This window comes from Streptomyces sp. RLB3-17, from assembly GCF_007113425.2.
In the GTDB taxonomy this organism is placed as follows: domain Bacteria; phylum Actinomycetota; class Actinomycetes; order Streptomycetales; family Streptomycetaceae; genus Streptomyces; species Streptomyces mirabilis_D.
In genome coordinates this window covers 5,600,974-5,626,760 of the sequence record NZ_CP041610.2, presented here as the reverse complement: position 1 = coordinate 5,626,760, position 25,787 = coordinate 5,600,974, and the positions used below count along the sequence as shown (strand labels likewise).

Genomic DNA, 25,787 nt, shown 5'->3' with positions numbered 1-25,787 from the left:
TTCGGGCCTGCCCCGCTAGTTCACGGCCTTGCCACCCAAGAGTCCCACCATGGCACCGAACCCCAGGTTGGCAAGAGTGGAACAGGTGTCCATTGCCGACTTGGCGGCCTCGGTGGGTTCCTTAACGAAGACGCCGATGCAGAGGCTGGCGGCAAGCGTGAAGACAGTTATGACCATCACCCCGATGAACACCAGCTTGAAGTGGGCGGTGACGGTGGTCACTGCTGGTGTATCGGTGGGCGCCTGATCGGCTGCGGTGGCAGTGACGGGACTCGCGAGTTCGTCACTCATTCGAGTCGCCCCCGGCTCCGGTCCGGGTGTCGCTTTGGTGGGCAGGCGGGTCTTTCTCCGCACGTAGGAGAGCAATGGTCTGCTGGAGCAACTCGTCGTCGAGCGGGCCCTTGAGCTCTACCCGCTTGCCATCGACCTCAACGATCACGGATGTCTCTCGCGGACGACGGAAGATCGCGCGCAAGAGGCCACGCACGGTGGGGCTGGCCAGCATGGCGACGAGGACCACCCCTAACAGGATGACCAGAACAATTGGTTCCATGCCCCCACCGTCCCCCTCGGGTGTGTCATTGCAACAGGCGACGCAGCAAACCTCTAGTTTTGGATTGTGCTATCCACGCGTCCAGTACATGCCTTGTTCCCGGTTTCCGCCCGGATGGATCGCAGGACGTGCAACTGAGACGGAAACTGAGACGGAAGAACACGAAGGGCCCGGTCCATCGGACCGGGCCCTTCGTTTACCTGCGGTAGCGGAGGGATTTGAACCCTCGGTGACTTGCGCCACACTCGCTTTCGAGGCGAGCTCCTTCGGCCGCTCGGACACGCTACCGAGGGAGACCCTACCCCAAGGTGGGCCGTGGTCTGAAATCCGTTTCCCGCCGCCCCCTGGAGTCAGCGGTCGCGGAAGAAACGCGTGAGCAGACCCGCGCACTCGTCCTCGAGTACACCCCCGATCACCTCGGGGCGGTGGTTGAGCCGGCGGTCGCGTACGAGGTCCCAGACGGAACCGACCGCGCCCGCCTTCTCGTCGCGGGCGCCGTAGACGACCCGGTCCACCCGGGACTGGACGAGCGCGCCCGCGCACATCGTGCACGGCTCCAGGGTGACGACGAGCGTGCAGCCGGCCAGCCGCCACTCGCCGAGCCGCTGGGCGGCCCCGCGGATCGCGAGCACCTCGGCGTGCGCCGTCGGATCGCCCGTGGCCTCGCGTTCGTTGTGTCCGGTCGCGAGCACCGTCGTACCGTCCGTGGACAGCACGACGGCGCCGACGGGAACATCCCCGCCCTGGACGGCCCGGTGGGCCTCGTCCAGGGCGAGCCGCATCGCGGCCCGCCAGCGGTCGCGTACCGGATCTGCCGAATCTGCTGGAAAGGTCTCTTTTGTCGGGCTCACCCGGGAAATCTATCGGGCTCGCCAGGGAAACCGCCTCCCCCGGAACCGCGGGAGCCGGGCCCTGCCTTCCGGATCGGGCCCTGGGGCCCGTCCGGCGGATCAGGCCCTAGCGGACGGTCTCCAGGACCTCTGCCGCTCCCAGGGCTTCGGCGATCGTGCTGAGCGCGTCGCCTTCGTCCAGGGCAAGCAGTTCCTTCTCGCTCACACCGAGGTCGGCGAGGATCTCGCGGTCCCCGACGGGGCTGTGCGAGACGATCTCGCCGGAGACGCTCTCCTCCTCCTCGTCGTCCTCGGAGTCGTTTGCGTCGTCGGGTTCACCGTCCTCGGTGCCGTCCAGGTCGAGGGAGTCCAGGTCGGCGTCGTCGTCGCCGGGCTCCCGTCCTAGTAGTTCGTCCGTGAGCAGGATCTCGCCGTACGAGCTGCGGGCTGCGGCTGCGGCGTCCGAGACGTAGATGCGAGGGTCCTCCTCACCGTCCACGCGGACGACGCCGAACCACGCGTCCTCCTGCTCGATGAGTACGAGCACCGTGTCCTCCTCCGAGGCTTCACGGGCCAGATCGGTCAGATCCGACAGGGTCTCCACATCGTCGAGCTCTGTGTCGCTCGCTTCCCACCCGTCTTCGGTGCGCGCGAGCAGTGCGGCGAAGTACACCGTGACTCTCCCACTGGTCATAGGCGTGCCGGTTGGGGGTCCCCCCGGCGGAGGTCGATTGGGCGGGGAGTGCTGCTCCGAGACCCCACCCACTCGGAATCGTGGCAGAAACAGAGCGTTCAGGGGACGTCTTCGGCCTGCTGTGTCTGCCTCTTTTGATCGCTAACAGCGGATCGTACGCGGCCCTCGGCGTCGTGTGTGCATGTCCCCGCCCTCACGGCGTGGGCGGGACACCAAGGAGCTACCGAAGGACTACCAAAGGACTACCGACGGAGCCACCGATGGAGCCGGCGGCGGAGCTACCAACGGAAGGTGCGCATGCGCATGGCGTGACGGAGACGGGCGACCTTGGCGCGGCGGGGCTGGACGCGGTCGCGCAGCTCGCGCGCCTCGGTCAGGTCCCGGAGGAACTGGGCGCGGCGCCGTCGGCGCTCGGCGTCCGTCTCCGGCTGCCCGGTCCGTTCGGATTGCTCGGCCCGTTCGGATTGTTCGGATTGTTCGACGCGGCGAAGTCGTCCGGTCCGTTCGGCCCCATCGGTCCGTTCGGCCGCATCGGCTCGTCCGAGTCGGTCCAACTGCTCCGGGGACTCCTTTTCCCGGTCCGGCATAGGCACACCACCCCAGGTCCGTCCCTACCGCCTTCCCTCTGACGGGCGGTTTGATGCCAGCGCGAGGGACACGGGGGCACGGCTACTGTTATGGGCATGCGTCTCCACGTCGTCGACCACCCCCTGGTCGCCCATAAGCTCACCACCCTGCGCGACCGGCGCACCGACTCCGCGACCTTCCGGCGGCTCGCCGACGAGCTGGTCACCCTGCTCGCCTACGAGGCCACCCGCGACGTGCGCACCGAGCAGGTCGACATCGTGACCCCGGTCGCCCCCACCACGGGCGTCAAGCTGTCCTACCCGCGCCCGCTGGTCGTGCCGATCCTGCGTGCGGGTCTCGGCATGCTCGACGGCATGGTGCGGCTGCTGCCGACCGCCGAGGTGGGCTTCCTGGGCATGGTGCGCGACGAGGAGACGCTCCAGGCGTCCACGTACGCGACCCGGATGCCGGACGACCTCTCCGGGCGCCAGGTGTACGTCCTCGACCCGATGCTGGCCACCGGCGGCACGCTCGTCGCGGCGATCCAGGAGCTGATCAAGCGCGGCGCCGACGACGTCACCGCCGTCGTGCTGCTCGCCGCCCCGGAGGGCGTCGAGGTCATGGAGCGCGAGCTCGCGGGCACGCCGGTGACGGTCGTGACCGCGTCGGTCGACGAACGGCTCAACGAGCACGGTTACATCGTGCCGGGGCTGGGCGACGCGGGGGACCGGATGTACGGGGCGGCCGAGTAGGTCCCCGCACCCGCGCGGTACCTGCCACGGTCCTACGGGACCGTCGTGGCGCCACGGGATGTCGCGGCGCTACGGGACATCGCGGCCCTACGGGACCCGTGGTCGCCCCTCGGGCCCTCAGCGGCCTTGCCGGGGCCATCCAGGGGTCCAGGGCCCAGTGGCCGGTTCCGAACGATCAGCGGTCTCAGGAAGGCTGTCTGCGGTCCCTACGGGGCTGCCGACAGCCTTCGCCGTTCAGCAGCTCTTCGCAGAGGCGGACGCGGCCGGCCGGGGCCCGGACAGGGTGGCCAGGGCCTTGTCGGCGTCCTCCTTCTTCGTGAGGCTCTTGAAGGCGGTGCCGATGATCAGGTCGACCTGGTCGGCCTGGGCGCGGCCGTCCGTCTTCACCTCGGCGCCGGACAACTGCGTGCCCAGCACCGGCAACGCGGCCTGTGCGGCCCCCTTGGCGCCGAGCAGTATTCCGGCGCCGTTGACCTTCTTGTCGTACGCGGCCGTCGCGTTGCCCACGTCGCCGATGCGGAACCCGCGCTTCTTCAGCTCGTCCGCCGTCTGCTTGGCGAGCCCGCTGCGCGGCGTGGCGTTGAGGACGTTGACGGTGATCTGCCCGGGCCTGGGCAGCGTCCCGGCGGCGGTGGACGTCGTGGATGTCGTCGACGTCGCGGTCGCCTTGGCCGACGGGCCGGCCGTGGACGTGCAGTCGCCCTTCGTACCGGCCGCCGTGGCCTTGTCGCCCTTGCCCGTGAAGACGTCGATGAGCTGCAGGGTTCCCCACCCGACCAGCCCTAGCGCGGTGACGGAGGCGACGACCAGGAACACGAGCCTGCGACGCCCCCGGGGTCGGCGCATCCGTGGGTATTTGTCCCCCGTGATCCGGTACTGGCCGCCCATGCCAGGGGGAGTGAGCATGCTCATGGGCGCAGCGTAGTGTGCCGCGGCGGTGATTCCTACTAAATGATCATCGGTCGAGGTTCAGTCCAACCCAAAAGGGTCAACGAGCGGGGATCTTGGGCCTCGAGGAGGCTCTCGCGTCCCAGGCGCCCGGTCCCGGCCGAGTTCGCCCCGGTCGAGTCGGCCGATTCAGTCGAGTTCGAGCACACGTGCGTGGAGCACCTGGCGCTGTTGCAGCGCGGCGCGTACGGCGCGGTGCAGGCCGTCCTCGAGGTACAGGTCGCCCTGCCACTTCACTACGTGCGCGAACAGGTCGCCGTAGAACGTGGAGTCCTCGGCGAGGAGGGTCTCCAGGTCCAACTGGCCCTTGGTCGTCACGAGCTGATCGAGGCGGACCGGGCGCGGCGCGACGTCCGCCCACTGCCGGGTGCTTTCCCGGCCGTGGTCGGGGTACGGCCGTCCGTTTCCGATGCGCTTGAAGATCACACGGAAAGCCTACCGGCCCAGACCTTCCGGGCGCAGCCATGGCGACGTAGTGCGACGCTGGAAAAGACGTCGTAAATCAGTGCAAACCGGGAACAGGGGCCTGATATGAGCGACAGCGAAGCACCTCCCGCGGTGGCACCCGAAGGTGTGAGCGGCGCCCCCGGGCTCTCCCAGGAGGCTCTGGAGATCGCCTCCGGTTACGCGTTCGCCGGACCCGCGCTCGACCTGGGCGCTCTGCTCTGGGACGGGCGGAGTCTGCCGGACGCCCGGATCCGCATTCCGCTGCCCGTGCTCAACCGGCACGGGCTGGTCGCCGGAGCCACCGGCACCGGCAAGACCAAGACGCTGCAGCTGATCGCCGAACAGTTGTCCGTGCAGGGCGTGCCGGTGTTCCTCGCCGACATCAAGGGTGATGTCTCCGGGATCTCGGCGCCGGGCGTGTCGAACGACAAGGTGCTGGCGCGTGCCCAGGAGGTCCACCAGGAGTGGACGCCGACCGCCTGCCCGGCCGAGTTCTACGCGCTCGGCGGCATGGGCAGGGGCATCCCCGTACGGGCGACGGTCACCAGCTTCGGCCCGGTGCTGCTCTCCAAGGTGCTCCAGCTGAACCAGACCCAGGAGCAGTCGCTCGGCCTGATCTTCCACTACGCCGACCAGAAGGGTCTGGAGCTGTTCGACCTCAAGGACCTGCGGGCCGTCGTCACCTTCCTGACCTCGGACGAGGGCAAGGCGGAGCTGAAGGGCATCGGTGGGCTGTCGCCCGCGACGGCGGGGGTGATCCTGCGCTCCCTGACCGCCTTCGAGGCACAGGGCATGAGCCCGTTCTTCGGGGAGCCGGAGTTCGACACGAGCGAGCTGTTGCGGACGGCGTCGGACGGGCGCGGGATGGTGTCCGTCCTCGAACTCCCCGAGGTCCAGGACAAACCGCAGCTCTTTTCGACCTTCCTGATGTGGATGCTCGCCGATCTCTTCCACGACCTCCCGGAGGTCGGTGACCTCGACAAGCCGAAACTGGTCTTCTTCTTCGACGAGGCGCACCTGCTCTTCACCGGCGCGTCGAAGGCCTTCCTGGAGTCGATCACCCAGACCGTGCGGCTCATTCGTTCGAAGGGGGTCGGCGTCTTCTTCGTGACGCAGACCCCGAAGGACGTGCCGTCCGACGTCCTCGCCCAGCTCGGCAACCGCGTCCAGCACGCGTTGCGCGCCTTCACCCCGGACGACCAGAAGGCGCTGAAGGCCACGGTGAAGACCTTCCCCAACTCCGCGTACGACCTGGAGGAGGTACTCACCGGCATGGGCACCGGCGAGGCCGTGGTGACCGTGCTGAGCGAGAAGGGCGCGCCGACGCCGGTCGCGGCGACCCGGCTGCGGGCCCCGCAGTCCCTGATGGGCCCTGTCGATCCGGCCGCGCTGGACCGGGCGGTGCGGGCGTCCCCGCTGTACGGGCGTTACGCGCAGGCGGTCGACCGCGAGTCCGCGTACGAGAAGCTCGCGGCGCGGGACGCGGCAGCCGCGCAGGCCGCCGCCCAGGCGGCTGCGGAGGCCGGGCGGGCGCCCGCGAAGGGCGGCGGCCGGGCGAAGGAGGAACCCTCGGTCGTCGAACAGGTCGTCGGCAGCGGGATCTTCAAGTCGCTGGCACGGTCGATGGGCACGCAGATCGGCAGGGAGATCACCCGCTCCCTCTTCGGGACGGCTCGGCGCAGGCGGTAGCCGGTAGCCGGTGGTTGGTGGTCGGTTTTTGTCATCTGTCATCTGTCATCTGTCATCTGTCATCTGTCATCTGTCATCTGTCATCTGTCATCTGTCGGCTGTCGGCTGTGAGGCGACCGCCCCGCCCACGGGCGGGACGGTCGCCTCATCGTTGTGCCTAGCTGTTTCCGTGCTCCTTGGCCGGGGGCGCCTGCACCTGCCGGGCGTCCGGTGCGGGCCTGGGCTCGGGCTGCGGCTTGGGCGTGTTGCGGACGGCTTCCGCGCGCAGGAGGGCGCGCAGGACCGCGTACGGGTCGGTGGGCATGGCTGTGTCCTTGCGTTCGCTCGGTTCACTGACTGACTGGTGGGGACGGTCCGGAGGCCGGGCCGGACCTGTCAGCAGCGCAGGACCACGGAGCGCAGGGCGTGCAGCGTGCGGGAGTGCGACGGCGGTACGTGACGGGGGCGGGGCGCCGGCTCCGGGCAGTCGGGAGCGGTCGGCGCGGGGCGCAGCGGGGCGAGGGGGCGGTGGTCCTGCCGGGCGGGCGGGCGAAGGGCCGTGTCGAGTACGTCGTGTTCGGCGCCGCAGCCCGCTTCGGCGGAGGCCACGACGGGGTTCGGGGCGAGGGCGTCGACGTGGGCGCCCGCCGCGAGGATCGTGACGACGAGGAGCGTCAGAACCCGCATCCACGCGTGCCGGTGCGACGGGCGCGGCCGGCGGTGCGGAGAGGAGCTCATAGGAGGTCGTGTCCCCATCCGGAGTGGGTGGTTCATCGTGTCGGCGGCGAGATCCGCCCTCATGGGCTACGGGGGAGGCGCGGAGTTGACGTACGGCGTGGACTCGTCGTCGTGTGGTCGGAGGTGCGGTCAGACGACGGCCGGGATGTGCTTGGCGCGGCCGCGGATCACGAACGCCGTGACGATTTCCGTGACGCCGACCGCGATGAGCCAGCAGCCGCCGACGAGGGTGAGGACGGCGACCGAGGTGAACGGGGACACGATGAGGACGATCCCCGCGAGGGAACTGACGATTCCGAGGAAGATCTGCCAGCCGCGGGCCGGCACGGTCGGGTCGGACGCGGCGGCCAGGGTCTGGGTGATGCCCCGGAACAGCCAGCCGATGCCGATCCACAGGGCGAGCAGGAGGGTCGACTGCATCGGGCCGCGGAAGCAGAACAGGCCGAGCAGGATCGAGAGGGCGCCGCTGATGAAGGCCATGACGCGCAGCGAGGTCGCGACGTGGGTGCCGAACGCGGCGACGAGCTGGAGTACGCCGCTGAAGAGCAGGTAGAGGCCGAAGAGCACGCCTGCGGCCAGCAGGGAGGCGCCCGGCCAGACCAGCACCAGCACGCCCAGGACGAAGGCCGCGATGCCGGCGAGCAGGACGGCCTGCCAGGCGCTGCGGGCGATGAAGTGCAGGGGGCCTTCGGGGGTGACGCGTGGTTCGCGGTCGTGGACGTGACGTTCGTGGACGTGACGGTCGTCGTACTGCGGGCCTTGGCGGGGGGCGTTCGGTACCTCGCTCATGGTTCATGTTTTGGCCGCGCGGGACCGCTCTGCCACCGCGGTGAGCCATCCGACGGACCCTCGCCCCCGGACCCCCGGGGGCTGGTCACGCAGTTCCCTGCGCCCCTTGGGAGCGCTGCGGCGGGGCGAGACAAGTGGAGGGCTACTTGCCGGAGGCCTTCGCCTGGGCCTTCATTTCCTGTTTGTGGGCGCGGACCTTCGCCAGGGACTCCGGCCCGGTGATGTCGGCGACGGAGCGGAAGGAGTCCGGCTCGCCGTACGCCCCCGCCGCCTCGCGCCAGCCCTTGGGCCGCACACCGAACTGCTTGCCGAGCAGGGCCAGGAAGATCTGGGCCTTCTGGGCGCCGAACCCGGGCAGTTCCTTGAGCCGCCGCAGAAGCTCCTCGCCGCTCTTGACGCCCTCCCAGATCTTGGCCGCGTCCCCGTCGTAGTGCTCCACGAGGTACTGGCACAGCTGCTGGATCCGCTTGGCCATGGACCCGGGATAGCGATGCACGGCCGGCTTCGCCGTGAGCAGCGCGGCGAACTTCTCCGGGTCGTACGCGGCGATCTCGTGCGCGTCCAACTCGTCCGCCCCCATGCGCGAGGCGATCGTGCGCGGCCCCTTGAACGCCCACTCCATCGGCACCTGCTGGTCCAGCAGCATCCCGGTCAGGGCGGCGAGGGGACTGCCGCTGAGCAACGCGTCCGCTTCGGGATCCTGGGCGATGTGAAGGCTGACGTCCATGCCTCGATGATCCCGCGTGAGGGTGCGGAACGCCTCTCAGCCCGCCGTGCGCCAGTAGCCCATCGCGTTCACCCGCTGCCTCGGGACGGAGAGTTCCTTGCGGACGTACGTCGGCCCTCCACCGCTCGCGTACGATTTCGCCCCAAAGAAAGTTAGGTTAGCCTAACCTGACAAAAGTGGGGATGGATTGTGACCGCCGAGCTCTACCGTGACCCTTGGGGGATCCCCCACCTGCGCGCCGGCGACGCCCGCGCCCTCGCCCGTGCCCAGGGCCGTGTCACCGCCCTCGACCGTGCCTGGCAACTGGAGGTCGAACGGCACCGCGCGCAGGGCACCTCCGCCGCGTTCCTCGGCGCCGAGGCCGTCGGCTGGGACCGGTTCGCACGCAGGGCCCGGCTCGACGACACCGCGAGACGTTGCTTCGCGGCGCTGGAGAGACGGGATCCGGAGACCGCCGACTGGGTGGTGGCGTACGTCGACGGGGTCAACGAGGGGCTGCCCGAAGGCGCCCGGCGCGCACCGGAGTTCGCGGAGACCGGGCTCGCCCCGGGGCGCTGGGAGCCCTGGACCCCGCTCGGCGTCTGGCTCGGCGCGCACATCCTCTTCGCCGGTTTCCCCGCCAAGCTGTGGAGGGAGGAGGTCGTCCGCCGGATCGGGCCGGAGGCCGTGGACCTCTTCGCCGCCGACGGTCCCGGCACCTCGGGCAGCAACGGCTGGCTCGTCACGGGCGAGCGGACCGGCACCGGTCGGCCGGTCATCGCGGGCGACCCCCACCGCTTCATCGAGGACCCCGGCGTCTACCAGCAGATCCACCTCTCCTGCCCCGAGTTCGACGTCGTCGGCCTCGCCGTCCCCGGCGTTCCGGGCATCGCCCACTTCGCCCACACGGGCACGGTCGCCTGGGCCATCACCAACGCGATGGCCGACTACCAGGACCTGTACCGGGAACGACTGCGACGCGTCCGACCCCAGGGACCGGAAGGACCGGAGCGATCGCAAGGACCGGAAGGATCGCAAGGACCGGAGGGATCGGAGGGATCGGAAGGATGGGAGGCGCTCGACCCCGACGGGGAGTGGCGGGCCGTCGCCCGGCACGTGGAGACGGTCGAGGTGGCGGGCGGTGAACCCGTCGAGGTCGAGGTCGTCGAGACCCCGCGCGGACCGGTCGTCATCGGGGGAGCGGAGCAGACCGAGGGCGTCGAAGCCATCAGCCTCCGCTACCCGCCCCGCGTCACCGAAGACCTCGGCTTCAGCGCGCTCCTCCCGCTCCTCCGGGCCCGCGAAGTCGCCGACGTCGACCGGGCGTTCGACCACTGGGCCGAACCCGTGAACGTCGTCCAGGCCGCCGACACCGAGGGCGGCGTACTGCACCGGGTCGCCGGCCGGGTCCCGCTCCGCGGCGCGGACAACCGCACCCGGATCGTCGCCGCCTGGGAGCCCGGGCACGCATGGCGGGGCTGGCACGAGATGCCGTACGGGACGGTCGAGGACGGCGTCGCCGTGATGGCGAACCAGCGCGGCCCCGCCGGCCCGCTCGGTGTCGAGTTCGCCCCGGTCCACCGGGCCGCCCGGATCCGGCAGCTCCTCGACGAGCGGCCGAAGTGGTCGGCCCAGGACATGGCGGACATCCACATGGACACCCATCTCGCCTCCGCCGCGCCCCTGATGGACCACCTCGCCGCGCTCGACGGACTCAGCATCGAGGCGACCGCCCTGCGCGACTGGCTGCTCGGCTGGGACCGCCGGATGACGGCCGACAGCATGGCGGCGGCCGCCTACGCCGCGGTGCGTGGCGCGGTCGTACGGCGGCTCGCGGCGCACCCCGCCTTCGCCGCGCTGGCCGACCCGTCCGCGTACCCCGAGGTCTTCCGCCCCTGGCTCGCCCTCCTCCCCCGTGTCGGCTTCGCCCTCGAACACCTTTTGAAGGCCGAGGAGTTGTACGGCATCGATCGCGCCGCCCTCGTCCGCGAGGCCGTGGAGGAGGCGGCCGCGCAACCACTCGGTGTCTGGGGCGACACCCACCGCCTCGCGCCCTGGCGCGCGCTCCCGACCACCTCGTACGACGAACCGGGGCTCTCCGGTGACCACGACTGCGTGCTGTGCACCTCGGCGGTCCCCGGCCTGACCGACCTGAGCGCGCGCGGCCCGGCGGCCCGTTACGTCTGGGACCTCGCCGACCGCGACCAGAGCCTCTGGGTGGTCCCCTTCGGCGCCTCGGGCGTCCCGGGCTCGGCCCACCACCGCGACCAACTCCCCTTGTGGCTCAAGGGAGAACTGGCCCCGGTCAGCACCGACTGGAGCCGGCTGACACCGGAGCAGGAGACAGAGAAGGTTGAGGACGACCATGAGCAGTGAGCCGTACGCCGCCGACCGCGAGGCCGTGCACGAGCAGAAGTTCGACGGCTTCGGGACCGTGCGCGTCCTGCCCGTCGACCCGGGCGCCGACCTGGACGTCATCCACCGCTGGGTGAGCGAGGAGCGTGCCGTGTTCTGGGGCATGAACGGGCTCACGAAGCAGCAGGTGCTGGAGACGTACGTCCATCTGGACTCCCTCGACACCCACGACGCCTTCCTCGCGGTCAAGGACGGCGATCCCGCCGCGCTCTTCCAGACGTACGAGCCCGAGGCCGACCGGGTCAGCGAGTGCTACGCCGTCGAACCCGGCGACATCGGCGTCCACCTGCTGATCGGCCCCGCGGGGTCCGGAGGCGGCCGGCCGGGCTGGTCGTCCGCGCTGCTCACCGCGTTCACCACGTACGTGCTGGTCGGCCTCGACCGGCAGCGGGTCGTGGTCGAACCCGACGCGCGCAACGAGAAGGCGATCGCGCGGCTGGTCCGCCAGGGCTTCGTGCCCGGCCCGGAGATCGTGCTTCCCGAAATCGACCTTCCCGGGGTCTACTTGCCCGAGAAGCGGGCCCGGCTGGCCTTTCTGACGCGGGAGGCGGCCCTCCCAGGGGCTTCCTCGCCGGGGGAGTGAGCACGGCGCCGGATTCGTCCGTACGTATCCGTGACTCTGGAAGGGCGGACCGGGCGGACCGGAATGCGGAGACCGCAGGGACGACGGAGACGACGGAGACGGCGTGTGAGCGGACGTGGAGGCGGACAGCGGGAGCGACGGCGGATCGCCCAGGGGCTGGCGCTGCTGGGCACGGTGCTGGTCCTGGTGCTGTTCGGCGGTGTCGGCGGCGCGTCCGCCCACGCCGCGCTGACCGGCACCGATCCGCAGGACGGCAGCGTGCTGAAGACGGCGCCCACCGAGGTGACGCTGTCCTTCAGCGAGTCCATCGGGCTCCTCGACGACTCCTTCCGCGTGCTCGACCCGGACAACCGACGCGTGCACACCGGCGATCCGGGGCACGCGGGCGACCGTTCCGACACCGCCCGTGTGACCCTGCCGAAGGGGCTTGGCACGGGCACCTTCACGGTGGCCTGGCGGGTCGTCTCGGCCGACAGCCACCCGGTCTCCGGCGCCTTCACCTTCTCCATCGGCAAACCCTCCGCGACCGCCCCGCCGGTCCCCGTGGACCCCTCCGGGAACACCGTCGCGGGCACGCTCTACGACGCCGCCCGCTACTTGGCGTACGGCGGTCTGGCCCTCCTCATCGGCTCGGCCACCTTCGTCCTGGTCTGCGGGTTCCCGGGCCCGGTGCGGCGACTGCTCCTCACCGGCTGGTGGATCCTGGGCGGGTCCACCGTCGCGCTGCTGCTCCTGCGCGGACCCTACGAGCGCGGCAGCGGCCCGGCGGACGCCTTCGACCCGTCCGTCCTCAACGAGACCCTGACCAGCAGGCCGGGACTGGCCCTGCTGGCGCGGCTGGTGCTGCTCGCGGCGGCGGTGTTCTGTCCGGTACACGAGCAGGCGCGGGGCCGGCTCGTCCTGGCGCTCGGCGGGCTGCTCACCGTCTCCCTCGCCGTCACCTGGGCCGTCGCCGAGCACGCGTCCGCCGGGATCCAGGTCCCCGTGGCGATGGTCTCCTCCGTACTGCACCTGCTGTCGATGGCGGTCTGGCTGGGCGGCCTCGCGGCCCTGCTCACCGCGCTGTACCGGTCGGCCGAGCCGCTCCCCGCGGCCGTCGTCAACCGCTTCTCCCGGCTCGCCCTCGCCTCGGTCACCGTCCTGGTCGTCACCGGCGTCTACCAGTCCTGGCGCGGTCTCGGCTCCTGGGACGCGCTGACCTCCACCTCGTACGGCCGGCTCCTCCTCGCCAAGCTGGTGGCGGTGCTGGTGCTGCTGGCCGGGGCGGGGGCCTCGCGGCGCTGGACCGGGCGGCTGATGCTCGCGGCGGATGAGTCACGGACAGCGGCCGCGGTGTCGGTGGAGGAGCGGGTGCCGCAGACGGTGGGGGCCTCGGCCGCCCCCACCGACGTACGGGTCGGGAGGGCGGACGGCCCGTCGGACGGCGGCCCCTCGGACGACGGCGTATCGGATCCGGATCGCGAGTCTTCGGACAAGGCTTCCGACAAGAGCTCGGGCAAGGTCTCCGACAAGGACACCGACAAGGACCCCGGCAAGGCCTCGGGCGCGGCCTCCGACGAGGCCGACCGGTACCGGCGGGCGTTGCGCCGTTCGGTGCTGGTCGAGGTCGTCGTCGGCATCGTCGTGCTGGTGATCACCACCCTGCTCACCGGTACCCAACCGGGCCGCGCGGCCACCGAGGCCGCGGCGGCCTCCGCCACCGCGGCCGCCGGGCAGACCACGGCCTCGACGACGACGATCCCGTTCGACGTGGGCACGAAGGGCGGACACGGCAAGGTGCAGATCGAACTGACACCGAGCCGGGTGGGCGAGAACTCCGTGCAGGCCGTGATCTACGGCTCCGACGGCGGCTTCGCCACCGTGCCCGAACTGCGCCTCACCTTCACTCTGGAATCCCAGCAGATCGGCCCGATCGACGCCGAACTGACGGACAAGGGCGGCTACTGGACCGCGGACGGCGTCACCCTCCCGGTGGCCGGCACCTGGACCATGAAGGCCACCGTCCGCACCACCGACATCGACCAGGTCACGGTGTCGAAGACCGTGAAGATCGGCTGACGGGACCACCGCGTCGGCTCACGGGGTCTGCTTCATGCCGTCGACGACGGCCCGGGTGACGATGGCGTTGGTGAAGGTCACCGTGCCGGGCTTGATCAGAGCGTCCTCACCGGCGCTCGCGGTCACCTTGACCGAGCGGTCGCCCAGGAAGACATGGGTCTTCTTGTCGAAGATCCACTCTTCGCGTTCGCCGCTGGTCTCGTCCAGCCGGGCCACCGCGATCCCGTGCCGGCCCACCGCGTCCACCGCGTCGTTCACCACGACGACTCCGGGGATCTTCGCGGCGGCCTTGAACAGGGCCGAGTACAGCTCCGCCGGCGGGTAGCTCTCGACGAGCAGGTCGCCGATGGTGGTGAACGCCTCCTGGTCGGGTGAGTTGCCGTGGCCCTTGGTCTCCTTGTAGATCTTGGCCAGGATCTTGTCGGGGTCGGTGGTCAGCTTGGCCAGGTAGTCGTACGTGGGGTGGTTCAGGCTGCCGACCGGGGTGTTGCCCTGTTCGTCGGGCAGGCTCAGGGTCTCGCCCTCGGAGCTGTCGTTGACGGCCGGGTCGATCAGCCAGCCCTTGGTGCCGTCGGAGGACATCCAGACCTGGCGGCGGTGCAGCGCGTGACTGGCGAGGCTGCTCTTGTCGTCGACGGTCTTCACGAACGAGTCGGCCGTCTTGGACTCTATGTAGACGTACTGGCCGGGCTTGACGGCCGGGTGGCTCCCCCCGGTCTCGGCCGCCGCCAGTGAGATCTGGCCCAGCAGCTGGGGGACGCCCTTGGTGGTCGCGGCACCGATGTGGGTGGTGAGGGCGGGTCCGGTGGCGACGCCGCCGTCCCTGACCCCGCCGCCGTCGTTCATCACCACTGCGGCGACGACCGTACCGGCCAGGGCGGCGGCCAGCGCGGGCAGCATGATCGCCGGACGCGGCAGCCGGAACCGCCGGGTCCGCGCCGGGGCCGCCGCCGCGGCCGCCGTGCGCTCTTCCTGCTGGATCTGGTGAATCTGGGCCATCAGGCGCTCCTTGTGGAACTGGTGACGGCCCGCCGGGAGGTCGCGCGCCGTGCGGGACAGGAGCTGCTGGGCGCTCTCGTCCCGCTCGGCCGGACTCTGCCGGGGCGTGTTCGCGTTCATCGGTTTCCTTCCTGTGCGGGCCGGATCACTTGGGTGCGATCGCCTGTTATCTGTCGGGCGCGGCGGCTGCCTTCCCGTCTTCCGCGAACTTTTTTCGGCGGCGGTCCGGGTTCTTGGCGTGCTGGTCCGGGGTCGGTGAGGGTGCGCAGCTTCTTGCGGGCGCGGGAGAGCCGGGAGGCGACCGTGCCGACCGGAATCCCCAGTGCCTCGGCCGCGGCCTCGTAGTCCAGGCCCTCCCCCAGGCAGAGCGCGATGACCTCGCGCTCCGGGGGACGCAGCGTCGCGAGGGCGGTGAGGGCGGTCGCGAGGCGGCGCCGGTCGTCGACCCGCCCTGCCACGTCCTCGGCGTGGTCGGGCACCGACAGCTCGGCCGCGGCGGCGGCCTGGGCCGCCTGCCGGTAACGCCGGTTGCTCCGGTACTGGTTGCGCGCGGTGTTGGTGGCGATGCCCAGCAGCCAGGGCCGCAGCGAGCCGCCCTCGGGGTCGACCCGGTCGCGCAGCCGCCATGCCTCCAGGAAGGTCGCGGCCATCACGTCCTCGGCCGTCGACCAGTCGGCGGTCAGCCGGAAGGCATGGTTGTAGACCGCGCGCGCATAACTGTCGAAGAGCTCCGCGAAGGCGCCCGATTCCCCGGCCCGTACCCGGGTACGCATATCAATGCTCACCCCTATGAGCTGTCCGGCACCCGACACCGACTTCCCGTGACCTGCGTCACAGCTCGCCGTGTGCGGTGGGGACCGGCGCGGCAGGGCGCGGAGCTCCGTGGAACACCTGGCGGGTGTGCCAGGTCCGGTGGTGCGCGGCGACGGGCGCGGTGCCTGGCTGGGGACCGGTCAGCTGACGGCCCGCCAGCGCGATGACATGGTCGCGGGCCGCCGGGCTCCGACCGACGAAGCGTTGCGACACCAGGATGCGGTGCCCGTCCCCGATACCGAGGACGCCCTTGTCGAACAGTTTGTGGTGCAGCGAGCACAGGCACAGACCGTTGTCGATGTCGTCCGGCCCGTCGAACGCCCACCAGCGCACATGCGCGGCCTCCAGCCCGACCGGCACCGCCCCGATCCGGCCGTCGTACCCGCAGAACGCGCACTGGTACTCGTACGCCGTCAGGACCAGCTCCCGCATCCGCCCGTCACGTCGGCGCCGGTCCCGCGGCCCCGCGTCCGGCAGGTGCACCGCCCCTTCCGGCTCCCACTCCCACTCCAGGCCCACGGCCTCGCACAGTTCGTCGTGGAGCGAGGGCGGGAAGTGCAGGTCGAGCAGGATCCGGGCCATCCGGCCGAGGAGCGCGGGCTCGCGTCGCAGCGCCGCCCGCAGCTCCGGCGCCAGCCGTCCCGCCGCGCCCGTCGACCGCAGTTCCCGCACCCCGCTGCCGGGGCTGCCGGGCCCGCGATCGGTCTGTACCTCCCACACCCCGTCGCCGACCAGGTGGTGGAAGGGGTACGCCGGTGTCGTCCGGTTGGCCGGACCGTACTCGGCCAGCAGCCGCTTCAGATCGTCCTCGACCGCGCTGTAGCGCAACTCGCCGTCGGCGTCCCGCTGGAACCGGCCGAGGGCGTAGAGGAGGAGCAGGGGCTTGTGCGGGGCGCGGACTCCGTTGCCGGTCCACTGCCTCAGCTTCGCCGCGCGCTCCAGCCAGTCCTCCATGACGGGTGATCGTACGGGTGCGGCCGGATGATCGGACGGGTGGCTTGAGGGGGAGGGCGGAGACGTTCAACGCGGTCGCGGTGACCCTCCGACTCTCCGGGGCGGCGGGGCCTAGGCCCAGGCCAGGGCCCGGTGCGGCCGGGGTGCCGGGCTGTTCACCCGTACCGGCTCCGTGGCCCTGGTCCGTCCGCCGGCGAAGACGTAGAGGCGCAGGAGGAGGAAGCGTCCGATGCCGGCGAGGCCGGAGGCGCTGAGGTAGACGAGCTGTTCGGTGAGCATGCTCGGGGAGGTCTGAAGGGTGTGCAGGATGAGGATCGCGACGGAGGTGACGGCGTAGGCGGCCGCGGCCGATCCCGCGGACTGCCAGTGCTGGAGCCATCCGGCGTGCTTCCCGCTGCCGAAGGTGAAGCGTGCGTGCAGCTCGGTGCAGAGGATGGTCGACGCGACGGTGATGACCGCGTTGGCCACCGCCCAGGGCATCAGTCCGGCGACGAGGGGGACCGCGAAGCTGGAGAGGACACCTATGCCGCCACCGCAGAGGACGAACCGGGCGAAGGAGGCGAGCGGACCGGGGGCGGCCGGGGTCGCCGGTATCCGGCGGGCGTCGTGGGCCGCGGTTCCGGCCGGCTCCGCACCCCGCACCGCGGACTCCGTCTCCCTGCCCGTCTCCGCGCCCGTCTTCGTGCCCGTCTCCGGCTCCGTCTCCGGCTTCGACGAGAGCAGCGCGTTCATGGGCTTTCCTTCCGGACGGGGGAGCTGTGAACCTCTGGGACCAGCTGGGTTCAACGATGCCGTCGTCCGTGGGCCGAAACGATGAGGTGCACTCCCGAACCGGGGGTGTAGCCAGCTGCACCCCCGGCCCGGGGGAGAGCGGGGTGCTCAGAAGGGGGAGGCGTCCGGGTGGGTGGGTGAACGATCGGCGCCCTTCAGCAAGTTGACGACACGCTCGTGGACATCGCCGACCCGGTCCACCACACGCACCCGCACGAATACGCTCTCCAGCTCGCGCATGGCCTTCTCGGTGAACCAGCCCAGAAACAGCTGTCCCTGCCCCTGCCCGGGGATGGGGTAACCGCGTCCGACAAGGTTCAGCTGGAAGTCCTGCCGCTCCGCCAGCTCACGGCTCGCGATCGCCGCTGTCGCCTCCGGCTGGCTCATCCACTCCGACGAGTCGACGGCGCCGGCGGCGCGTGCCGCGGAGGTGTACTCGATCCAGTAGCCGGTGTCCGCGGTGATCGCCACCTCCTGCCCGCCGTTGAGGAGCTTGCACATCCAGGCCAGCCGCTCGTTCGGAGCCGTGTTCGCGACGACGCGACCCCCGTATCCGATGGCCGGCCGCACCGTCCGTGCGTACTGGGCCCGGGCCAGCGCGGCTCCTCCCGTGCCGAGCACCGCCGTGACGGCGCTCTGTATGTCCAGCAGTCTGAGCTTCCAGGGCCAGTCACGGGTCAGCCGTGCCGACAGGTTCTCCCTGAACAGGCTGTAGCCGAGCAGCAGGACCGCCACGCCCACCAGCACGACCAGCAGCCGTGAGAACAGCCCACTCCGGTGGATCACACGCTGCGCCGACTCCATACACACCCACCCCACCCCACTCGCCCGTCACTCCGACGAGACTGTAGGCGCAGGGAGTTGACGAGGCGACAGGACATCGGCTCCCGCCAGGAGGGAGTCGGCGCAGCGCTGTGCCCGGCTGGGTCAGCGTGGCCTGCGCCGCGACGACGGTTCCTCCCGGTGTGGAGTCGCCGACCACCGGGCCCCCCGCCCCGGGGCCGCCGCCGTCATCGGCCGGCGACAGCTCCACGACGACGTAGCGGCCGGAACGTGGCCGAGGCGCAGAGCTACGCCCGGATCACGTACGAGGCGATGGACTCGTCGTACGCCCAGGGCTCGGCCGAGACGGTCGCCGCAAAGATCGGCACCCTGCTGCACTCCCTGCACACCTGACCCGGCGGATGCCGTCGAGCCCGGCTCCATCGCTAACCGGGAGGGTCGATGGTCTTGGTCCATCCCACCGAGAGTCCCCAGGACCCACTCGTCTTGCTGGTGACCGAAACAGCGACGTTCTTGTGGCCGTGGCTCATGGCTACTTCGTCGACCTGCCCAGGATCGCCGTCTGCGCAGACGACGGTGTAGCTCACGAGAGAGCCGACATTGACCTCGATGTGCCCGGAACCCGAACAGATCACCGCGACTTCCAGAGTTCCCCGCTGGATTTGAGCAAGTGCCGGAAATGAGTGAGACCCGGTCTTTCCGCCTGTTTTGATGAATGTTCTCTGCGCGTCTGGAAGCTGGGGCGGAAAAAGAGGGCCTGCGGTGACGGAGGGTGTGGCGGAAGGGCCGGCCGAGGGGGTACTGGACGAAGCTGTGTCGACCGGCGTCTCACGCGCAGTCGCTCGACCCGTTGCCGTCGTACTGGTGCACCCGGTCAACGTAAGTAGGACCACCGGAATGACTATTCCTATTCGTCCCATGCGTGCCACCCTTTCGTCGCTGTCACGGCTGCGGGGCATTTCTGTCTAGGTGCGCAGGTGCGCAGGTGCCGCCGGGGACGGAAATGGCTGGTCAGACCGTTGATCACGGAGCCTAGGGGGCAAAAAGATGCCGCGTGCAAAATTGAGCGAACCCTGAGGCTGCTGACGGGGCTGCCCCTACCTCTCCTGCCGGTGTGACGAGCTGGCTCGAGTACTCGGTCGAGAACATCGCTCGTCGAGGACGTCGGCCTCGACGCGGGATACGTCCGTATCCGGAAGAGCCGACCTCGGCCCAAGCGCGCGCACGGCCGCGGCGCCAACCCGTGCGGTAGGGATGCGGCCCACTGCCCGAAGCGGGAGCGGACGCGGCGCGAGCCAGGTCCACGAAGTCGCGGGCGGGGCGCCCCACGATCGGTCTGCCCGGTCACGGGCGACTGCATGACGCTCGCCATCCGGCTACGACCGAGACGGAAGCCGAGACGGCCAACGTCGAAGGGCCCCACCGCAAGCGGTGGGGCCCTTCGACATCGTGCCCGGTGAGGCACTGGCGGAGGATACGAGATTCGAACTCGTGAGGGGTTGCCCCCAACACGCTTTCCAAGCGTGCGCCCTAGGCCTCTAGGCGAATCCTCCGCGGCAAACAATACAAGACGTTGAGGAGTGCTCGCGAACTCGTTCCCTCCTCCCGGATCAGGTACTCTGTGCGGAGCCCCTCACGTGGCGCTATCTGACTGAACTCCCCCAGGGCCGGAAGGCAGCAAGGGTAGGTTGGCTCTGGCGGGTGCGTGGGGGGCGCTTGCGTTCACGGGGCGGGATGCGGCACGGGAGTCCGGCCGCCCGGGGCCGCGGGCCTGGGGCCCGGGGGCCGGTGAGCGGTCCCTGTTGTCAGTGGGCGCCTATAACCTCGTATGTGTGTCGTCTCTCGCGCTGTACCGCCGCTATCGCCCGGAGTCGTTCGCCGAGGTCATCGGGCAGGAGCATGTCACCGACCCGTTGCAGCAGGCGCTGCGGAACAACCGGGTCAATCACGCGTACCTGTTCAGCGGGCCGCGCGGATGCGGGAAGACGACCAGCGCGCGGATTCTGGCCCGGTGTCTGAACTGCGAGCAGGGGCCGACGCCGACCCCTTGCGGGGAGTGCCAGTCCTGCAGGGACCTCGCGCGGAACGGGCCGGGGTCGATCGACGTAATCGAGATCGACGCCGCCTCGCACGGTGGTGTCGACGACGCTCGTGACCTGCGGGAAAAGGCCTTCTTCGGGCCTGCGAGCAGTCGGTACAAGATCTACATCATCGACGAGGCCCACATGGTCACCCCGGCGGGCTTCAACGCCCTGCTGAAGGTGGTCGAGGAGCCGCCCGAGCACCTCAAGTTCATCTTCGCCACGACCGAGCCCGAGAAGGTCATCGGGACGATTCGGTCGCGGACCCACCACTATCCGTTCCGGCTCGTGCCGCCGGGGACCCTGCGGGGTTACCTGGGCGAGGTCTGCGGGCATGAGGGCATTCCCGTCGAGGACGGCGTACTGCCGCTGGTCGTGCGGGCCGGCGCCGGCTCCGTGCGTGACTCCATGTCCGTCATGGATCAGCTCCTCGCGGGGGCGAGCACCGACGGTGTGACGTACGCCATGGCCACCTCGCTGCTGGGGTACACGGACGCGTCGTTGCTCGACTCCGTGGTCGAGGCGTTCGCCGCGGGCGACGGCGCCGTGGCCTTCGAGATCGTGGACCGCGTCATCGAGGGGGGCAACGATCCCCGGAGGTTCGTCGCGGACCTGCTGGAGCGGCTGCGCGACCTGGTGATTCTGGCCGCCGTTCCCGACGCCGCCGAGAAGGGGCTCATCGACGCCCCGTCGGATGTCGTCGAGCGCATGCAGGCACAGGCCGGGGTCTTCGGCGCCGCCGAGCTGAGCCGCGCCGCCGATCTGGTCAACGAGGGGCTGACGGAGATGCGCGGCGCCACCTCGCCGCGACTCCAGCTCGAGCTCATCTGCGCGCGTGTGCTCCTGCCCGCGGCATATGGGGACGAGCGATCCGTCCTGGCCCGCCTGGACCGCATCGAGCGCGGGGTGAACTTCTCCGGTGCCGGCGCGGGCGCCCCCGCCATGGGGTACGTACCCGGCCCCGAAGTACATGGAGGGGCGCCGGCCCCGGCCGCTCCGATGGTTCCGCCGGGCGGCGGGGTCGACGCGGCCCGGGCCGCCGTGCGGGGCGCGGGTCCCGGCGGACAGGGAGCGACGAACGAGGGGTACGGGGCCGGTGGTGCGGGGGGTGCCGGCGGCGTTGCTGCGGCGCCGGGTGCGGGGGCTTCCCCTGCCCCTGCCCCTGGCCCTGCCCCTGCTCAGGCCCCGGCGCCCGCCCCGGGTCCCGCGGCTGCCGCTGCCGCGCCCCCGGCTGCCGCTACGGCCCCGCCCGCGGCCCCCTCCGGATCCGCGCCCGGCGCCTGGCCCACCGCGACGGCCGTCGGCAGCGGTCGGCGTCCGGGCGGCTGGCCGACCGCGACACCCGCGGGTGGGGGACAGGCCCCCGCCACCCCCAGCGCACCCGCACCCGCTGCTGCGCCGACGGCGTCCACCCCCGGCCCGGGCCCCGGCCCCGCCTCCGCGCCGGCCCCCGCCGCCGGTGGCGTCGACCCCCGCATGCTCTGGCCGAACATCCTGGAGGCCGTGAAGAACCGCCGCCGCTTCACCTGGATCCTGCTCAGCCAGAACGCGCAGGTCACCGGCTACGACGGCACGACCCTGCAGATCGGCTTCGTCAACGCGGGCGCGCGCGACAACTTCGCGAGCAGCGGCAGCGAGGAAGTCCTGAAGCAGGCGCTGTCCGAACAGTTCAATGTGCAGTGGAAGATCGAGGCGATCGTCGACACCTCCGGTGGCTCGGCACCGCCACCGATGTCGGCCTCCGGCCCCGGCCCCGTTCCCGGATTCGGTGGTGGCGGCAGCAGCGGCGGCGGCTACGGCGGAGCTCCGGCCGGCTCGCGCCCCGCCCCCCAGCAGCCCCCGGCTCCGCGCCCCGCCGCGTCGCAGGGCCCGCCCGCGGGCCAGGCCTCGGCCGCGCCCGCCTCGACGCCCGCCCCACCACCCCCCGCCGCCTACGAGCCGCCTCCGGTGGCCCCCGAGGATGACATCCCCGAGGACGACGACCCCGACCTCGACGAGTCCGCCCTCTCGGGCCACGACCTGATCGTCCGCGAACTGGGCGCGACGGTGGTGGAGGAGTTCTCCAACGAGTGAACGCCCGGACCCTCTCGGAGGATCGCACCAACTCTCCCCACCCCCCGCTTCGGAAGCCCCCACAAAGGCACCCGGCCCCGACGGATAGGCTGACCCCGTGAAGGTCCTTGTCATCGGTAGCGGCGCCCGCGAACACGCCCTGTGCCGTTCCCTGTCCCTCGACCCCGACGTCACCGCCCTGCACTGCGCCCCCGGGAACGCAGGCATCGCGGAGACGGCCGAGCTGCACCCGGTCGACGCCCTCGACGGCGCCGCCGTGGCCGCGCTGGCCACAGAGCTCGGCGCCGAGCTGGTGATCGTGGGACCGGAGGCGCCGCTCGTCGCCGGGGTCGCCGACGCCGTGCGCGCGGCGGGCATCCCCTGCTTCGGCCCCTCCGAGGAGGCCGCGCAGCTGGAGGGCTCCAAGGCCTTCGCCAAGGATGTGATGGCGGGGGCGGGCGTCCCCACGGCACGTTCGTATGTCTGCACGACGCCCGAGGAGGTCGACGAGGCGCTCGACGCCTTCGGCGCCCCGTACGTCGTGAAGGACGACGGACTCGCCGCCGGCAAGGGTGTCGTCGTGACCGACGACCTCGCGAAGGCCCGCGCGCACGCCATCGCCTGCGACCGCGTCGTCATCGAGGAGTTCCTCGACGGCCCCGAGGTCTCCCTCTTCGCGATCACCGACGGCGAGACGGTCGTCCCGCTCCAGCCCGCCCAGGACTTCAAGCGCGCGCTGGACGGCGACGAGGGCCCGAACACCGGCGGCATGGGCGCGTACTCGCCCCTCCCGTGGGCGGACCCGAAGCTGGTCGAGGAGGTCATGGAGACCGTCCTCCAGCCGACCGTCGACGAGCTGCGCCGCCGCGGTACGCCGTTCTCCGGCCTTCTCTACGCGGGTCTGGCGATCACGAGCCGCGGTGTACGGGTGATCGAGTTCAACGCCCGTTTCGGCGACCCGGAGACCCAGGTGGTCCTGGCCCGGCTGAAGACCCCGCTCGCGGGCGTCCTGCTCGCCGCCGCCGAAGGCACCCTCGCCGATCTGGCGCCGCTGCGCTGGAGCGACGACGCGGCGGTCACCGTGGTCGTGGCCTCCCACAACTACCCCGACACCCCGCGCACCGGCGACCCGATCACCGGGCTCGACGAGGTGGCGGCGCTGGACGCCCCGCACGCGTACGTCCTGCACGCCGGGACGAAGCACGACGGCGACGCGGTCGTCAGCGCGGGCGGCCGGGTCCTCTCCGTCACGGCGACCGGCACCGACCTCACCGAGGCCCGCGCCCGCGCCTACGCGGCGGTCGCCCGCATCGGCCTCGACGGTTCGCAGCACCGTACGGACATCGCGGCGAAGGCGGCGGCGGACGTCACGACCGAGGCGTAGAGCCCCTGACGGAGGCGTAGCGCCCACCCCCGCACGCACCACTGGGCCCCGGATTCTGTACGGAATCCGGGGCCTGATCCTTGCCCACGGTCATCCACCTTTCCCCAAAGCCATTCCATCGAGTGAGCGATGCCCCATCCGGCTGACGGGGGCCGAGGCCCCAACTAGGGTGCGGCGAAAGCGTTCCGGCACTTGGCCCACCGGCATTGCGATGTCGGTGGTGGGTGCCACAGTGGGGGAGTGAGCAACACCAGGGCATCCTTCGGCGCGGGCTGCGAGACAGCTCGGGCCGGGCCGACAGCAGGGGGTGACATCCGGTCGTGACCGGTATGGGTGTGGAGGTGGGCGCGCAGGCCGCGCGCTCCCGGGCGCTCGCCGTGCTGCGTATCCGCAGCAGGGCGCTGGCCGTCGCCCTGCTGCCCGCGGCCGTCGCCGTCGTGCTGCTCGTCGGCGGCTCGACCGGGCACATCACCGGCGGAAGCTGGCCCGTCACCAGCTGGATCGTGACGGTCATCGCCGCCCTCGTGCTGCTCGCCGCCGCGGGCATCGCGCTCGTCGTCGCCCGCGCGCGGCCCGCCGTGAGCCCCACGGTCCCGATCGCGGAGGCGTCCGCTCCCGACCTCTACCGCCTGGTCCGGGATCTGGCCGACCGCCTCGACGTCCCGCCGCCCTCGGCGATAGCGCTGACCCCGGACTGCGACAGCTGGCTGGAGGACCGCACCCACCCGGCGCACGGTCCGCCGCCGCCCGAGCACCGCGACGAAATAGCGGGCGCACGAGGGGTGGGAGGCGGGCGTTCCCGCCGAGCCCCCGCGGCTCCCGTCCTCGTCATCGGTTCGCCCTTCCTGTGGTGGATGCGGGTCGGGGAGCTGCGCGCGGTCCTCGCCCCGGTCGTCGCCGGTACGGGCCCTTCGGCGCACCCCGACATAGCCGCGGCCCGCCGTTTCGTACGGGGTCTGGACGCGGCCGTGGCCGTGACCTCCGAGCCCGCCCGCGGCCCTCTGGCCCGCACGGTCCTCGCCGGTGTCGGCTGGGTGACCCGCCTGCTGCTGCGCAGCTGCCGGGGCCATGCGGCCGAGATGGAGCGGGGAGTGGCGGCTGCCGCGGCCGAGCGTGCACAGGCTGTGGACTACGGTCTGCGGATCGTCGCCCAGGAACAGGTCGGCCTGGCGTACGCGGGCTGGGACCGGCTGCTGACCCGGGTCGCGCTGCCCGCCTGGCGGATGGGCCGCTGGCCGGCCCGGCTGGACGCGGGTGTCGTCGCGGCCCTCACCGAGCTGTCGCGCCGTGACCGGCTGGCCGAGGGCTTCGCCTCCCGCCTCGGCGAGCGTCCTGCCTGCGACCTGCTCGAAGAGCCCGGTTCGGTGGACGAGGCGGCCTCGCTGCTCGCCGCGCGCCTCTTCCACGGCGGGCCCGCGGAGCCCGGGCCCGACTGGGCGCCGGTGGACTGGCAGGAGTATCCGGACGAGGTCGTCGACCGCACCTGGCGCACCGAAGCGGCCCGGCTGCACCGGGTGCTGGACGCGCTGGGCGTCCGCCACCCCACGGATCCGACCCAGCCCGACCAGGGCGGTCCGACGCTGGCACGTGTGCTCGACCATCTGACCGCGCCTGCCACGGACGACGCCGACCTCTCCGTCGATCGGCGCGAGGCGTACGGGAAGAGCGGTACGGGCGTGAGCCTGAACGAGACAGGGACAGGGACAGGGACAGACGCAGGGACAGAGGTAGAGGTCGAGGAGGAGGTCGGGGAGGACGGCGAGCCCGTGCTCGGGAGTGAGCGGACGGCGGCACTCGCGGCCGGGCTCAGCGCGGAGCTGGCCCGTGAGGAGGCGGCGGCGCCGGCCGTCGCGTCCGGGCCGGGCGGGAGTGCGGAGCAGCCGGGCCCCGACTGGTCGTTCTGGGACGACGGGATGCTGCCGCTCTTTCCGCTCCAGCCGCCGCGCAGTGGGCGTGAGCTGTTGGCCGACCATGTCACCGCGATGGTCTGTTGTGCGGCGATGGACACCGCCGGGGCGGCGCCGGGGCTCGACTGGCTCGATGGCCCCGCCCTTCTCGTCGACGGGGTGCGGGCCGTCGATCTGGGGCCGCGGGTCCTGACCCTCGTCGAGGACGGCGACCCGGAACCTCTCCGGGACTGGCTCCGTCACCTGGGCGTCCGCCCCGAGAAACCGGTCCGCCTGGTCTGACGCCACCACCACC

26 protein-coding genes, 2 tRNA genes and 1 other RNA gene are annotated in these 25,787 nt (G+C 71.4%); 10 read left to right on the top strand and 19 right to left on the bottom strand.

The annotated features are described in order from the left end of the window. Positions 1 to 15: 15 nt before the first annotated feature. The 6 genes from FNV62_RS25535 to FNV62_RS25510 form a co-directional block, all read right to left on the bottom strand. Positions 16 to 291: a hypothetical protein gene (locus FNV62_RS25535; RefSeq protein ID WP_144315638.1), complete on the bottom strand. Its 276-nt coding sequence runs from the start codon at positions 289 to 291 to the stop codon at positions 16 to 18. Continuing rightward, positions 284 to 553, bottom strand: coding sequence for a hypothetical protein (locus tag FNV62_RS25530; RefSeq protein ID WP_144315637.1), 270 nt, complete (start codon positions 551 to 553; stop codon positions 284 to 286). The genes FNV62_RS25535 and FNV62_RS25530 overlap by 8 nt, the downstream gene beginning before the upstream one ends. A gap of 203 nt (positions 554 to 756) precedes the next feature. Beyond that, a tRNA-Ser gene (locus tag FNV62_RS25525) sits at positions 757 to 841 on the bottom strand. Between the two features lie 62 nt (positions 842 to 903). After that, positions 904 to 1,335 carry a tRNA adenosine(34) deaminase TadA gene (gene tadA, locus FNV62_RS25520; protein WP_060899669.1) on the bottom strand — a complete coding sequence of 144 codons (432 nt, stop codon included), beginning with the start codon at positions 1,333 to 1,335 and terminating at the stop codon, positions 904 to 906. Between the two features lie 175 nt (positions 1,336 to 1,510). Continuing rightward, on the bottom strand, positions 1,511 to 2,056 hold the full coding sequence (locus FNV62_RS25515) for a hypothetical protein (protein ID WP_054235064.1): 546 nt from the start codon (positions 2,054 to 2,056) through the stop codon (positions 1,511 to 1,513). A gap of 299 nt (positions 2,057 to 2,355) precedes the next feature. Then, positions 2,356 to 2,664, bottom strand: a complete 309-nt coding sequence (locus tag FNV62_RS25510) for a hypothetical protein (RefSeq protein WP_143602234.1) — start codon at positions 2,662 to 2,664, stop codon at positions 2,356 to 2,358. Between the two features lie 96 nt (positions 2,665 to 2,760). On the opposite strand from FNV62_RS25510, the gene upp reads away from it, so the two are divergent. After that, the gene (gene upp, locus FNV62_RS25505) at positions 2,761 to 3,396 is read left to right on the top strand and encodes a uracil phosphoribosyltransferase (RefSeq protein ID WP_054235115.1); all 636 of its coding nucleotides are present in this window, start codon (positions 2,761 to 2,763) and stop codon (positions 3,394 to 3,396) included. Positions 3,397 to 3,630: 234 nt separating this feature from the next. Here upp and FNV62_RS25500 read toward each other — a convergent pair whose 3' ends face one another. Next, entirely contained in the window at positions 3,631 to 4,284 is a 654-nt protein-coding gene (locus FNV62_RS25500) for a LytR C-terminal domain-containing protein (RefSeq protein WP_143605474.1), read from the bottom strand. Between the two features lie 189 nt (positions 4,285 to 4,473). Next, entirely contained in the window at positions 4,474 to 4,770 is a 297-nt protein-coding gene (locus tag FNV62_RS25495) for a type II toxin-antitoxin system VapB family antitoxin (protein WP_003999914.1), read from the bottom strand. 105 nt (positions 4,771 to 4,875) lie between these two features. On the opposite strand from FNV62_RS25495, the gene FNV62_RS25490 reads away from it, so the two are divergent. Further along, the gene (locus tag FNV62_RS25490; RefSeq protein WP_186003102.1) at positions 4,876 to 6,480 is read left to right on the top strand and encodes a helicase HerA-like domain-containing protein; all 1,605 of its coding nucleotides are present in this window, start codon (positions 4,876 to 4,878) and stop codon (positions 6,478 to 6,480) included. A 157-nt stretch (positions 6,481 to 6,637) separates the two neighbouring features. Here the strand turns inward: FNV62_RS25490 and FNV62_RS25485 are convergent, their stop codons facing one another. The 4 genes from FNV62_RS25485 to FNV62_RS25470 all read right to left on the bottom strand — a co-directional run bounded on the left by FNV62_RS25485 (position 6,638) and on the right by FNV62_RS25470 (position 8,713). Beyond that, positions 6,638 to 6,784 carry a hypothetical protein gene (locus FNV62_RS25485; protein WP_159055361.1) on the bottom strand — a complete coding sequence of 49 codons (147 nt, stop codon included), beginning with the start codon at positions 6,782 to 6,784 and terminating at the stop codon, positions 6,638 to 6,640. Between the two features lie 71 nt (positions 6,785 to 6,855). After that, complete coding sequence (locus FNV62_RS25480) at positions 6,856 to 7,197, bottom strand: hypothetical protein (RefSeq protein WP_060896945.1); 342 nt, start codon at positions 7,195 to 7,197, stop codon at positions 6,856 to 6,858. A 129-nt stretch (positions 7,198 to 7,326) separates the two neighbouring features. Next, entirely contained in the window at positions 7,327 to 7,986 is a 660-nt protein-coding gene (locus tag FNV62_RS25475; RefSeq protein ID WP_060896946.1) for an HdeD family acid-resistance protein, read from the bottom strand. Positions 7,987 to 8,128: 142 nt separating this feature from the next. After that, positions 8,129 to 8,713 carry an HhH-GPD-type base excision DNA repair protein gene (locus tag FNV62_RS25470; RefSeq protein ID WP_143602232.1) on the bottom strand — a complete coding sequence of 195 codons (585 nt, stop codon included), beginning with the start codon at positions 8,711 to 8,713 and terminating at the stop codon, positions 8,129 to 8,131. 189 nt (positions 8,714 to 8,902) lie between these two features. On the opposite strand from FNV62_RS25470, the gene FNV62_RS25465 reads away from it, so the two are divergent. The 3 genes from FNV62_RS25465 (at position 8,903) to FNV62_RS25455 (ending at position 13,748) form a co-directional block, all read left to right on the top strand. Further along, positions 8,903 to 11,068, top strand: coding sequence for a penicillin acylase family protein (locus tag FNV62_RS25465; protein WP_143627189.1), 2,166 nt, complete (start codon positions 8,903 to 8,905; stop codon positions 11,066 to 11,068). Further along, positions 11,058 to 11,690 (top strand): GNAT family N-acetyltransferase, encoded by a 633-nt coding sequence (locus tag FNV62_RS25460; RefSeq protein ID WP_143627187.1) that lies wholly within the window; start codon positions 11,058 to 11,060, stop codon positions 11,688 to 11,690. The genes FNV62_RS25465 and FNV62_RS25460 overlap by 11 nt, the downstream gene beginning before the upstream one ends. Positions 11,691 to 11,753: 63 nt before the next feature. After that, a complete protein-coding gene (locus FNV62_RS25455; RefSeq protein ID WP_097285353.1) occupies positions 11,754 to 13,748 on the top strand; it encodes a copper resistance CopC/CopD family protein in 1,995 nt (664 codons plus the stop codon). An 18-nt stretch (positions 13,749 to 13,766) separates the two neighbouring features. Here the strand turns inward: FNV62_RS25455 and FNV62_RS25450 are convergent, their stop codons facing one another. The 5 genes from FNV62_RS25450 to FNV62_RS25430 form a co-directional block, all read right to left on the bottom strand. Then, on the bottom strand, positions 13,767 to 14,867 hold the full coding sequence (locus tag FNV62_RS25450) for a CU044_5270 family protein (protein WP_143627186.1): 1,101 nt from the start codon (positions 14,865 to 14,867) through the stop codon (positions 13,767 to 13,769). Next, positions 14,864 to 15,520 carry an RNA polymerase sigma factor gene (locus FNV62_RS25445; protein WP_143611312.1) on the bottom strand — a complete coding sequence of 219 codons (657 nt, stop codon included), beginning with the start codon at positions 15,518 to 15,520 and terminating at the stop codon, positions 14,864 to 14,866. The genes FNV62_RS25450 and FNV62_RS25445 overlap by 4 nt, the downstream gene beginning before the upstream one ends. Positions 15,521 to 15,578: 58 nt before the next feature. Next, positions 15,579 to 16,514, bottom strand: a complete 936-nt coding sequence (locus tag FNV62_RS25440; protein ID WP_143627184.1) for a phosphorothioated DNA-binding restriction endonuclease — start codon at positions 16,512 to 16,514, stop codon at positions 15,579 to 15,581. A gap of 111 nt (positions 16,515 to 16,625) precedes the next feature. Further along, the gene (locus tag FNV62_RS25435; protein WP_143605472.1) at positions 16,626 to 17,108 is read right to left on the bottom strand and encodes a GtrA family protein; all 483 of its coding nucleotides are present in this window, start codon (positions 17,106 to 17,108) and stop codon (positions 16,626 to 16,628) included. Positions 17,109 to 17,393: 285 nt separating this feature from the next. Further along, the gene (locus FNV62_RS25430) at positions 17,394 to 18,071 is read right to left on the bottom strand and encodes a hypothetical protein (RefSeq protein ID WP_225900367.1); all 678 of its coding nucleotides are present in this window, start codon (positions 18,069 to 18,071) and stop codon (positions 17,394 to 17,396) included. Positions 18,072 to 18,338: 267 nt separating this feature from the next. Here FNV62_RS25430 and FNV62_RS57150 point away from each other — a divergent pair, with 267 nt between their 5' ends. Continuing rightward, positions 18,339 to 18,461, top strand: a complete 123-nt coding sequence (locus tag FNV62_RS57150; RefSeq protein ID WP_258320964.1) for a hypothetical protein — start codon at positions 18,339 to 18,341, stop codon at positions 18,459 to 18,461. Between the two features lie 32 nt (positions 18,462 to 18,493). On the opposite strand, the gene FNV62_RS25425 is transcribed toward FNV62_RS57150, so the two are convergent. Together FNV62_RS25425 and FNV62_RS25420 are read right to left on the bottom strand one after the other, a co-directional pair. Continuing rightward, positions 18,494 to 18,703: a hypothetical protein gene (locus FNV62_RS25425; RefSeq protein ID WP_143602227.1), complete on the bottom strand. Its 210-nt coding sequence runs from the start codon at positions 18,701 to 18,703 to the stop codon at positions 18,494 to 18,496. Positions 18,704 to 19,533: 830 nt separating this feature from the next. After that, positions 19,534 to 19,621, bottom strand: a tRNA-Ser gene (locus FNV62_RS25420). Positions 19,622 to 19,692: 71 nt separating this feature from the next. On the opposite strand from FNV62_RS25420, the gene ffs reads away from it, so the two are divergent. The 4 genes from ffs to FNV62_RS25400 all read left to right on the top strand — a co-directional run bounded on the left by ffs (position 19,693) and on the right by FNV62_RS25400 (position 25,774). Then, positions 19,693 to 19,791, top strand: an RNA gene (gene ffs / locus FNV62_RS25415) — signal recognition particle sRNA small type. 109 nt (positions 19,792 to 19,900) lie between these two features. Next, on the top strand, positions 19,901 to 22,222 hold the full coding sequence (locus FNV62_RS25410) for a DNA polymerase III subunit gamma and tau (RefSeq protein WP_143627182.1): 2,322 nt from the start codon (positions 19,901 to 19,903) through the stop codon (positions 22,220 to 22,222). Positions 22,223 to 22,319: 97 nt separating this feature from the next. Then, positions 22,320 to 23,585, top strand: coding sequence for a phosphoribosylamine--glycine ligase (gene purD / locus FNV62_RS25405; RefSeq protein ID WP_143602225.1), 1,266 nt, complete (start codon positions 22,320 to 22,322; stop codon positions 23,583 to 23,585). 329 nt (positions 23,586 to 23,914) lie between these two features. Next, positions 23,915 to 25,774, top strand: coding sequence for a hypothetical protein (locus FNV62_RS25400; protein WP_143611305.1), 1,860 nt, complete (start codon positions 23,915 to 23,917; stop codon positions 25,772 to 25,774). Positions 25,775 to 25,787: the final 13 nt, after the last annotated feature.

What these genes read in the sequence shown, in the direction of transcription:
- FNV62_RS25475 (WP_060896946.1), bottom strand. Translation starts at nt 7,986, where the DNA reads ATGAGCGAGGTACCGAACGCCCCCCGCCAAGGCCCGCAGTACGACGAC.
- FNV62_RS25470 (WP_143602232.1), bottom strand. Translation starts at nt 8,713, where the DNA reads ATGGACGTCAGCCTTCACATCGCCCAGGATCCCGAAGCGGACGCGTTG.
- FNV62_RS25480 (WP_060896945.1), bottom strand. Translation starts at nt 7,197, where the DNA reads ATGAGCTCCTCTCCGCACCGCCGGCCGCGCCCGTCGCACCGGCACGCG.
- FNV62_RS25530 (WP_144315637.1), bottom strand. Translation starts at nt 553, where the DNA reads ATGGAACCAATTGTTCTGGTCATCCTGTTAGGGGTGGTCCTCGTCGCC.
- FNV62_RS25490 (WP_186003102.1), top strand. Translation starts at nt 4,876, where the DNA reads ATGAGCGACAGCGAAGCACCTCCCGCGGTGGCACCCGAAGGTGTGAGC.
- FNV62_RS25460 (WP_143627187.1), top strand. Translation starts at nt 11,058, where the DNA reads ATGAGCAGTGAGCCGTACGCCGCCGACCGCGAGGCCGTGCACGAGCAG.
- FNV62_RS25485 (WP_159055361.1), bottom strand. Translation starts at nt 6,784, where the DNA reads ATGCCCACCGACCCGTACGCGGTCCTGCGCGCCCTCCTGCGCGCGGAA.
- FNV62_RS25445 (WP_143611312.1), bottom strand. Translation starts at nt 15,520, where the DNA reads ATGCGTACCCGGGTACGGGCCGGGGAATCGGGCGCCTTCGCGGAGCTC.
- upp (WP_054235115.1), top strand. Translation starts at nt 2,761, where the DNA reads ATGCGTCTCCACGTCGTCGACCACCCCCTGGTCGCCCATAAGCTCACC.
- FNV62_RS25535 (WP_144315638.1), bottom strand. Translation starts at nt 291, where the DNA reads ATGAGTGACGAACTCGCGAGTCCCGTCACTGCCACCGCAGCCGATCAG.
- FNV62_RS25510 (WP_143602234.1), bottom strand. Translation starts at nt 2,664, where the DNA reads ATGCCGGACCGGGAAAAGGAGTCCCCGGAGCAGTTGGACCGACTCGGA.
- FNV62_RS25400 (WP_143611305.1), top strand. Translation starts at nt 23,915, where the DNA reads ATGGGTGTGGAGGTGGGCGCGCAGGCCGCGCGCTCCCGGGCGCTCGCC.
- tadA (WP_060899669.1), bottom strand. Translation starts at nt 1,335, where the DNA reads ATGCGGCTCGCCCTGGACGAGGCCCACCGGGCCGTCCAGGGCGGGGAT.
- FNV62_RS25450 (WP_143627186.1), bottom strand. Translation starts at nt 14,867, where the DNA reads ATGAACGCGAACACGCCCCGGCAGAGTCCGGCCGAGCGGGACGAGAGC.
- FNV62_RS25500 (WP_143605474.1), bottom strand. Translation starts at nt 4,284, where the DNA reads ATGGGCGGCCAGTACCGGATCACGGGGGACAAATACCCACGGATGCGC.
- FNV62_RS25455 (WP_097285353.1), top strand. Translation starts at nt 11,754, where the DNA reads ATGCGGAGACCGCAGGGACGACGGAGACGACGGAGACGGCGTGTGAGC.
- FNV62_RS25440 (WP_143627184.1), bottom strand. Translation starts at nt 16,514, where the DNA reads ATGGAGGACTGGCTGGAGCGCGCGGCGAAGCTGAGGCAGTGGACCGGC.